Source organism: Clostridium sp. MCC353, from assembly GCF_018785315.1.
GTDB lineage: Bacteria > Bacillota > Clostridia > Lachnospirales > Lachnospiraceae > CHH4-2.
On the sequence record NZ_WQPN01000063.1, the window covers coordinates 1 to 9,728 of the forward strand.

At 48.6% G+C, this 9,728-nt stretch carries 5 protein-coding genes; 4 read left to right on the top strand and 1 reads right to left on the bottom strand.

Going from position 1 to position 9,728, the window contains the following annotated elements:
* Nucleotides 1–137 precede the first annotated feature (137 nt).
* Nucleotides 138–4,379 (bottom strand): 2-hydroxyacyl-CoA dehydratase, encoded by a 4,242-nt coding sequence (locus GPL15_RS12340; RefSeq protein ID WP_215698978.1) that lies wholly within the window; start codon nucleotides 4,377–4,379, stop codon nucleotides 138–140.
* A 453-nt stretch (nucleotides 4,380–4,832) separates the two neighbouring features.
* Here GPL15_RS12340 and GPL15_RS12345 point away from each other — a divergent pair, with 453 nt between their 5' ends.
* The 4 genes from GPL15_RS12345 (at nucleotide 4,833) to GPL15_RS12360 (ending at nucleotide 9,660) form a co-directional block, all read left to right on the top strand.
* Nucleotides 4,833–5,774 (top strand): magnesium transporter CorA family protein, encoded by a 942-nt coding sequence (locus tag GPL15_RS12345; protein ID WP_215698979.1) that lies wholly within the window; start codon nucleotides 4,833–4,835, stop codon nucleotides 5,772–5,774.
* Nucleotides 5,775–5,788: 14 nt separating this feature from the next.
* Nucleotides 5,789–6,625: a rhomboid family intramembrane serine protease gene (locus GPL15_RS12350; protein ID WP_215698980.1), complete on the top strand. Its 837-nt coding sequence runs from the start codon at nucleotides 5,789–5,791 to the stop codon at nucleotides 6,623–6,625.
* Nucleotides 6,626–6,640: 15 nt separating this feature from the next.
* Entirely contained in the window at nucleotides 6,641–8,077 is a 1,437-nt protein-coding gene (pyk, locus tag GPL15_RS12355; RefSeq protein WP_215698981.1) for a pyruvate kinase, read from the top strand.
* A 314-nt stretch (nucleotides 8,078–8,391) separates the two neighbouring features.
* Nucleotides 8,392–9,660, top strand: a complete 1,269-nt coding sequence (locus GPL15_RS12360; RefSeq protein WP_215698982.1) for a diaminopimelate decarboxylase — start codon at nucleotides 8,392–8,394, stop codon at nucleotides 9,658–9,660.
* Nucleotides 9,661–9,728: the final 68 nt, after the last annotated feature.

Here is a 9,728-nt window from a genome sequence, read left to right on the forward strand (position 1 = left end):
AGGCCTGCTTGGAGGTTTGACGCCAACGGATTCCGCTCCCCCCGGCATCAAACCTCCAAGCAGGCCTCCGCCCCCGTCCGTCAACATTCCCGGGATTCATGGCGTTCCTTTCGCGAACATGTTAAATAAAGCTTCCCCTACAAATTTTTCTGGGCCGTAGCCAGCATCAGTTTGATTCTGTTAAGCTGGTTCACTTCGCTGGCCCCCGGATCGTAATCCACAGCGATGATGTTGGCGTCCGGATGGGAGCGGCGCAGTTCTTTGATCACGCCTTTTCCAACGATGTGATTGGGCAGGCATCCAAATGGCTGGGTGCAGACGATGTTGTTGACACCGCTCTGTAAAAGTTCCAGCATTTCTCCAGTCAGGAACCAGCCTTCGCCGGTCTGGTTGCCCAGGGAGACATAATCCTTTGCCATATCCGCCAGATGGGTGATCGGCGACGGCGCGTCAAAATGCCTGCTGGCCAGCAGTTCCTTCCGGGATACCCTTCTGAAATACTCCAGCAGGGAAATTCCCATATTGCAGAGGTAAGCCGTGGAACGTCTGCCGCCCAGATAGTCCGCTTTAAAATTGGTGTTGTAGAAACAATAAAGCAGGAAATCCAACAGATCGGGCATCACTGCTTCCGCTCCTTCCGATTCCAAAAGTTCCACGATGTGGTTATTGGCAAGCGGAGAGAACTTCACCAGGATTTCACCTACAATGCCGACCCGGGGTTTTTTCACATCTCTTCTGGGAAGGGCGTCGAAATCCCGGATGATGCCGCGCACGATCCGGTTAAATTCCAGCATGGACGGTGATTTTTTAGAAAGAGACTGAATACAGCGTTCTTTCCATTTCTGGTGCAGGGCATCGGCAGAACCCGGTTCTGCTTCGTAGGGGCGGGTTCCATAGAGCACCCGCATGAAAATATCCCCATAGACAACACCCTGGATCGCTTTGGTGAGCAGCGGAAGGGTGATGGAAAAACCTGAGTTGGTTTCCATGCCGTTGGCATTGACGGAAATAACCGGAATATGCCCCATTCCCGCTTTGTCCAGCGCCCGGCGGATAAAGCCGATGTAGTTGGAGGCGCGGCATCCGCCGCCGGTCTGGCTCATGAAAATGGCAATGTGATCCAGATCATATTTCCCGGATAACAAGGCCTCCATAATCTGGCCGATTACGATCAGGGACGGATAGCAGGCGTCGTTGTTCACATATTTCAGCCCCACATCCACGGCCGAACGGTTGTGGTTTTGCAGGACTTCTATTTTATACCCGAATGACCGGATTGCCGGTTCGATCAGGTCAAAATGAATCGGTGACATTTGAGGACAGAGCAGGGTATAATCCTTTTTCATGTCCTTTGTAAATTCCACCCGGTTGTATACACTGGATACCACCCGGCGTTCATGATGTTTCACATCCCGGACACGGAGGGCGGAGATCAGGGAACGGATGCGGATTCTGGCCGATCCTAAGTTGTTCACTTCATCGATCTTCAATACCGTATAAATCTTCCCGGAACTGGTCAGGATATCATTGACCTGGTCGGTGGTGACGGCGTCCAAGCCGCAGCCGAAGGAATTGAGCTGGATTAAATCCAGGTTTTCCGAGTGTTTCACCACGTCGGCAGCCCGGTAAAGCCTTGTATGGTACATCCACTGGTCGGTGACGATGATGGGCCGTTCCAGTTTCCCCAGATGGGAAATGGAATCCTCCGTCAAAACGGCGAAACCGTAAGACGTGATCAGTTCCGGTATGCCATGGTTGATTTCCGGATCCACATGATAAGGCCGTCCGGCCAGAACGATTCCCCTTTTGCCGGTCTGGTTCAGGTATTCGATGACCTCTTCCCCTTTTTTCTCCATATCACGGCGGGAGGCCAGCATCTCCTCCCAGGCCAAATGGGCCGCCTGGCGGATTTCTCCCCCGTCGATGCCGAACTCTTTCTTAAATTCAATGACCAATTGTTTGGTGAGCACCTCTTCATTGGTAAATGCCATAAATGGATTTAAGAACCGGATATTCTTCTCCTGCAGTTCCTCCATGTTATTTTTGATGTTTTCCGCATAGGAGGTGACCATCGGGCAGTTGTAATGATTGCCCGCATCCGGCGATTCATTCCGTTCATAAGGAATACACGGATAAAAAATGGTTTTCACACCCTGGGCGATGAGCCAGGAAATGTGTCCGTGCACCAGTTTAGCCGGATAGCATTCCGATTCACTGGGGATGGATTCGATTCCCAATTCATAGATATTTTTGGTGGATTGTGGGGATAATACAGTTCTGAAGCCAAGATTTTTGAAAAATGTGGCCCAGAACGGGTAATTCTCATACATGTTCAGCACTCTTGGTATGCCCACGGTCCCCCGGGGCGCCTGATCAGCGGTCAGAGCCTCGTAATCGAACATCCGGTGGTATTTATAATCAAACAGGTTGGGAATATCCTTTTTGACTTTTTCTTTGCCCAGCCCCCGCTCACAGCGGTTTCCGCTGATGAACTGGCGTCCGCCTTCAAATTTGTTGACTGTCAGGACGCAGCTGTTGGTACAGCCCTTGCATCGGGCCATGGCTGTGGTGTATTTCAGGGTCAGGATCTTTTCGATCGGCAGCATGGAAGTGCCCTTTTGAGCGTCAAAACGTTCTCTGGCGATCAGCGCCGCGCCGAACGCCCCCATAATTCCCGCAATATCCGGCCGTACCGCTTTGCAGCCCGATATTTTTTCAAAGCTTCTCAACACGGCGTCATTGTAAAAGGTGCCGCCCTGTACAACCACATGTTTTCCCAGATCCGAAGGGCTGGTAATCTTAATGACCTTATACAATGCATTTTTAATCACCGAATAGGCCAATCCGGCTGAAATATCAGCGACCGTGGCCCCTTCCTTCTGCGCCTGTTTCACATTGGAATTCATGAAAACCGTGCAGCGGGTGCCCAAATCGATGGGATTTTTGGCGAACAGGGCCTCTTTGGCGAAATCCACCACGCTGTAATTCAGTGATTTTGCAAATGTTTCGATAAAGGAACCGCAGCCGGAGGAACAGGCTTCATTTAACTGGACGCTGTCCACGGTGCCGTCCTTGATTTTAATGCATTTCATGTCCTGGCCGCCGATATCCAGGATACAGTCCACATCCGGTTCGAAAAATGCGGCCGCGTAGTAGTGGGAAATGGTCTCAACCTCCCCTTCATCCAGCATAAGAGCCGCTTTGAGCAGAGCCTCTCCATATCCTGTGGAGCAGGAATAGGCGATGCGGGCCTTGGCGGGAAGAAGTTCATGGATTTCTGACATGGCCTGAATCGCGGTGGCTAAGGGGCTTCCGTTGTTGTTGCTGTAAAAATTATACAAAAGGGAGCCGTCTTCTGCCACAAGGGCCACTTTGGTGGTGGTGGAACCGGCGTCGATTCCCAGGAAACAGTTGCCCTCATAGTTCTGGATCGGCCTTGTTTTCACGCTGTTATCCGCATGGCGGTCGCAGAATTCCGCATAATCATCTTCATCGATGAACAGCGGCTCCATCCGTTTCACTTCAAAATCCATCTGAATCCCATTGGAAAGCCGGCTGATCAGCTCTTCCAGTGAAATCTCATCCTCTTCGGAAGTTTTCGAAGCGGCGTTCATGGCAGATCCGACGGCCGCGAACAGATGGGAATGGTCAGGAGCGATGATCTGCTCTCCCGAAAGATGAAGGGTGCGGATAAATGCAGCCCTCAGCTCCGATAAAAAGTGGAGAGGGCCGCCTAAAAATGCCACATTACCCCGGATTGGCTTTCCACAGGCCAGCCCGCTGATGGTCTGATTGACCACAGCCTGGAAAATGGAAGCGGAAAGGTCTTCTCTGGTGGCGCCTTCATTGATTAAAGGCTGGATATCCGATTTCGCGAACACACCGCAGCGGGCCGCAATGGGATAAATGGCCTTATAATTCTTAGCGTATTCGTTCAGCCCGGTGGCGTCTGTCTGTAAAAGCGCTGCCATCTGGTCGATGAAAGAACCGGTGCCGCCTGCGCAGATCCCGTTCATACGCTGGTCAATGCCCCCTGTGAAATAGATGATTTTAGCATCCTCACCTCCAAGTTCGATGGCAACATCTGTTTGAGGCGCATAATCCCGGAGAGCAGAAGCGACCGCTACCACTTCCTGGACAAATGATATTTTTAAATATTTTGCCAGGGTCAGCCCGCCTGATCCGGTGATCATGGGACGCAGCAGCATAGGGCCAAGCGTTTCAAGGCCCCGGGTAAGCAGAGTGGCCAGGGTTTCCTGGATATTGGCGTAATGCCGCTCGTAATCTGCAAATAATATATGATTGTCGGAGTCTAAAATGGCAATTTTAACGGTTGTGGAACCGATATCAATGCCAAGGGTGTTATGTAATGTTGTCATATATGCGGGGATTACCCCTGCCTCCTTTTCAAAAAAAACGAGAAACAAAATATCTGTTTCTAACGTAATATGTATCGGTTAAATTAAATTTCCATATAAACCCATTTAATAAGAAATTACGCATACCGCCAACAGTTTAACATAGAATTGAAAATAATACAATCGTCATTGAGTGTTAAAAAAACGTAAAGAAAACATTAAATTTAGGAAGCTTTTCCAAATCGCCGCCATTTCGTTTGACAAAAATAATTGGAGAAACTATAATGGATAAGTCGCAGCATGCAAGTATGTTTAAGAAAGGAAAGTGAAGGTATGGACAGCGGTTCGAGTTATCACGCGGAAACTGAAGACGGACGAGAACGGATACCTGCACTGGATTTCTGATTTTCCTGATGGAGTGCAGTGCGGGTTGTCTGACTGTGCACTGTATTAAATAAGGAAAGGACAGAAATTATGATACGTATATTTAAAACTGAAGATGGCGCCATTCATCAGAAAGATGAGATGCAGACAGGATGCTGGATTGCACTGACTAATCCAACGGCTACGGAGATTCTGGAGATCGCAGATCATTACCAGATCGACCCGGATCATTTAAAAGCCCCTCTGGATGAAGAGGAACGTTCCCGTATTGAGGTGGAGGATCATTACACGCTGATTCTCGTGGATATACCTGTAATTGAGGAACGGAGCGGAAAGGACTGGTACGTTACCATTCCTATGGGCATCATTACATCGGATGAGGTGATCATTACCGTATGCCTGGAAGACACACCGATTTTGACAGCATTTATGGATGGAAGGGTCCGTGACTTCCATACCTATATGAAGACCAGGTTTATTCTTCAGATCCTGTATAAAAATGCGTCGTTATTTTTGCAGTACCTGAGAATTATTGATAAGAAAAGCGAGGTTGTGGAGCGCAAGCTTCATCAGTCTCAGAAGAATCAGGAGTTAATTGAGCTTCTGGAACTGGAAAAGAGCCTGGTGTATTTTACCACCTCTTTAAGGTCCAATGAAGTGGTGTTTGAGAAACTGTTAAAGAATGAAAAGATCAAAAAGTATCCTGAGGATACAGAGCTTCTGGAAGATGTTATCATCGAAAATAAGCAGGCGATTGAGATGGCTAATATCTACAGCGGAATTTTAAGCGGAACGATGGACGCATTTGCATCCGTTATTTCCAACAACCTGAATATTGTCATGAAATTTTTGGCGACGATCACCATTGTTATGTCAATCCCGACCATGGTTGCCAGTTTTTACGGCATGAACGTGAATTCCGCCGGGATGCCGTTTGCCAACAGCCCATGGGGATTTGTGATAGTACTTGGATTTGCGGCGGCCTTATCTTTGCTGGTGGCACTGATTTTTTCAAAAAAAGACCTGTTCTAAAAAAGGATGATTAGATGAGTTTTTTTAACAAAATGGAACGAAAATACGGCAGATACGCGATTCATAACCTGATGAATTACATTGTGATTCTGTATGCGGTGGGTATGCTGATCCAGCAGCTCAATCCACATTTTTATGAACAATATCTGGCGCTGGATGCGCCCGCTATTTTAAGGGGACAGGTGTGGAGAATCGTTACATTTATGATTATTCCGCCTTATGGGGATCTGCTCTCCAACCTGCTTATGACGTATCTGTATTATTCTCTGGGGACTACGCTGGAACGTGTATGGGGGGCCTTCCGTTTTAACGTTTATTTCTTCATGGGAGTCATCGGCCATGTTTTGGCCGCTTTTGTAGGATATTTTGTGTTCGGCCAGATTTGGCTTTTAAGCACAAAGTATTTGAATCTTTCACTGTTTTTTGCGTTTGCAACCACATTTCCGGATCTGCAGTTTTTACTGTATTTCATCGTGCCCATCAAGGCCAAATGGCTGGGCGCGATCTATGGAGTTTCCATTGTCTGGGGCTTTATAGGAGGAAATACGGCGGTCCGCTGTGCCATTGCCATGTCACTGCTTAACTACATCATTTTCTTCCTGATGACGCGCAATTACAACAAAGTGAACCCACGGGAGATAAAACGGAAACAGGAATTTAAAACCCAGGCTAAGATTCTGCCGCAGGGCAAAACGCGGCACAAATGCGCGGTATGCGGCCGGACAGAAAAGGACGGCGACAATCTGGAATTCCGATACTGCTCAAAATGTGAAGGCAATTATGAATACTGCCAGGATCATTTGTATACACATCAACACGTGACCGGACAGAATCCGGATCAGCTAAACTAGTTTTTGGAGGTAAATATGAAAAAAACCAAGATAATCTGTACCATGGGACCCAACACCAATGACAGGGAGATGCTTTACAACCTGGCGAAGAACGGCATGGACATTGCCCGCTTCAACTTTTCCCATGGGGATTACGAAGAGCAGAGGGGCCGGCTGGCTCTGTTAAAGAGCGTTCGGGAAGAACTCAATCTCCCCATTGCGGCTCTGCTCGATACAAAGGGGCCGGAAATCCGTACCGGGCTTTTAAAAGATGACAAGAAAGTGATGCTGGTGGAAGGCCAGACTTACACCCTGACCACCCGTGAGATCATCGGCGACGATAAAACCGGCCATATCAATTACGCCGGGCTGAATGAAGATGTAACCGCCGGCAACAAGATCCTCATCGACGACGGCCTGATCGAGCTGGAAGTCATGGAAGTGACGGGAACGGATATTGTCTGTAAAGTGATTAACGGCGGAGAGCTGGGCATGAGAAAAGGCGTGAATGTGCCCAATGTAAAAATCAAGCTCCCGGCTCTGACCGATAAAGATAAAGCTGATATTAAATTCGGCATTGAAGAAGGATTCGACTTCATCGCGGCCTCATTTGTCCGCACAGCGGATGCTGTTTATGAGATCAAGGCCATGCTGGAAGAGGCCGGAGCGAATATGAAGGTGATCGCCAAGATCGAGAATGCGGAAGGCATCGAGAATCTGGATGCAATTATTGAGGCCAGTGATGGAATCATGGTTGCCAGAGGAGATATGGGTGTGGAGATTCCTGCTGAAAAGGTTCCCTATATCCAGAAGACCATTATCCGCAAATGCAACGAGGCCTGCAAACCGGTTATCACCGCAACCCAGATGCTGGATTCCATGATCCGCAACCCGCGCCCAACGAGAGCGGAAGTTACGGACGTTGCCAACGCGGTTTATGACGGAACCGACGCGGTTATGCTTTCCGGCGAAACAGCCATGGGCAAATACCCGGTAGAGGCCCTTAAAATGATGGCTCAGATCGTGGAAGCCTCAGAAGGGCACTTGGATTACGACGCATACCGGATGAGAAAAGTATCCAGCGAGAACGCTCACAATATCTCCAATGCGGTCTGCTATTCTTCTGTTGCAACCGCTCATGATTTAGGCGCAAAAGTGATCGTAGCGCCCAGCATCAGCGGATTTACCACGAGAATGCTTTCCAAATGGAGACCGAATACCACGGTGGTCGGCCTTTCACCCAGTGCCAGCGCAGTCCGCCAGATGCAGATTTACTGGGGCGTTCTGCCGCTCATGGCAAAACGTGCGGATTCAACGGATGAACTGATTGAAACCTCAATCGAGCTCTTAAAAGAGAAAAACATCGTGCAGGCCGGCGATCTGGTTGTTGCCACTGCCGGAGTTGTGACCCGGGCCAGAAGGCATGAGCCGGCGGCTCATACCAATATTATGAGAGTGGTTACTGTAGATTAATCTGAAAATATAGTTATTACACAGGACAAAGAAGTCTGTCAAAGGGTGCGGCCGTCAGGGGCTGGAGCTCTTGACGGACTTTTTTTGTTTTGTAAGCAGATAAGCCTCCCGCCTCTATAGGTGGTGAGTAAATAACTAATTGGTCCTGGCGGGCGTCCAAGCGCCTTCCAAGATAAAGCCTCCGGCGGATTGCAGAGCCGCACAGATGTTTTATGTCATGCAGAGCATGGCGTACGGCTTACAAAAAGCACGCTGAGGCGTATTTGAATTAAAAAGAGAGCGTGTGAAAAAACGCTCCGGTATGGAGGATAAATATGGAAAAGAAACCGTTTGTTACCAAAGAAAAATTAGAAGAGATCATTAAGACATACCCGACCCCATTTCATCTCTATGATGAAAAAGGGATTCGTGAAAATGCCAAAGCCCTGAAAGAAGCATTTTCCTGGAATAAGGGATTTAAGGAGTACTTTGCGGTAAAAGCGACGCCGAATCCATTTATATTAAAAATACTGCAGGAGGCTGGCTGTGGAACGGACTGCTCTTCGGAGACAGAACTGATGATGGCGGAGGCCTGCGGTTTTAAAGGGCATGATATCATGTTTTCGTCCAATGACACTCCATTAAGCGAGTTTAAATACGCGGACGAACTGGGGGCGGTCATCAACCTGGACGACATCACCCACATTGCAGGGGTGGAAGAAGCGGTTGGAAGAATCCCGGAAACCATCAGCTGCCGTTATAATCCGGGCGGATTATTTAAAATGAGCAACGGAATTATGGACAACCCGGGAGACGCCAAATATGGAATGACCACAGAGCAGATTTTTGAAGCATTCAAGATTCTTAAAGAAAAAGGAGCCAGGAATTTCGGAATCCATGCGTTTTTAGCCAGCAATACGGTGACCAATGAGTATTATCCTCTGCTTGCGAAAGTGTTGTTCGAAGTGGCTGTCCGCCTTCAAAAAGAGACGGGAGCAAAGATTACGTTTATCAATTTGTCAGGAGGAATCGGCATCCCCTACCGCCCGGATCAGGAGCCCAATGATATTTATGCAATTGGCGAAGGGGTGAAAAAGGTGTATGAAGAGATACTGGCGCCTGCGGGAATGGGGGATGTGGCCATCTATACGGAGCTGGGCCGTTTCATGCTGGGGCCTTACGGGTGTCTGGTGACCAGGGCGATTCATGAAAAACATACCCATAAGGAGTACATCGGAGTGGATGCCTGCGCGGTTAATCTGATGCGTCCGGCCATGTACGGCGCCTATCATCACATCACCGTGATGGGAAAAGAAGACGCGCCCTGTGACCATAAATACGACGTTACGGGATCTTTATGCGAAAATAACGATAAATTTGCGGTGGACAGGATGCTGCCGGAGATTGAAATGGGGGATCTGCTTGTGATCCATGACACCGGCGCCCACGGATTTTCCATGGGGTATAATTATAATGGAAAATTGAAATCAGCGGAATTGCTGCTGAAAGAGGATGGGGCTGTGGAGATGATACGGAGGGCGGAGACACCGAAGGACTATTTTGCGACGTTTGATTTCTGTGGTTTACTGGATGGCCTTTTTTAAAATAGAGGGCTAAGGGATTTTCGAAAATGGCTTCCCCCTTTACTGTAAAGGGGGAAGCCATTTTCGAA

Coding starts and splice junctions, on each gene's coding strand:
- GPL15_RS12350 (WP_215698980.1), top strand. CDS start 5,789: ATGAGTTTTTTTAACAAAATGGAACGAAAATACGGCAGATACGCGATT.
- GPL15_RS12360 (WP_215698982.1), top strand. CDS start 8,392: ATGGAAAAGAAACCGTTTGTTACCAAAGAAAAATTAGAAGAGATCATT.
- pyk (WP_215698981.1), top strand. CDS start 6,641: ATGAAAAAAACCAAGATAATCTGTACCATGGGACCCAACACCAATGAC.
- GPL15_RS12340 (WP_215698978.1), bottom strand. CDS start 4,379: ATGACAACATTACATAACACCCTTGGCATTGATATCGGTTCCACAACC.
- GPL15_RS12345 (WP_215698979.1), top strand. CDS start 4,833: ATGATACGTATATTTAAAACTGAAGATGGCGCCATTCATCAGAAAGAT.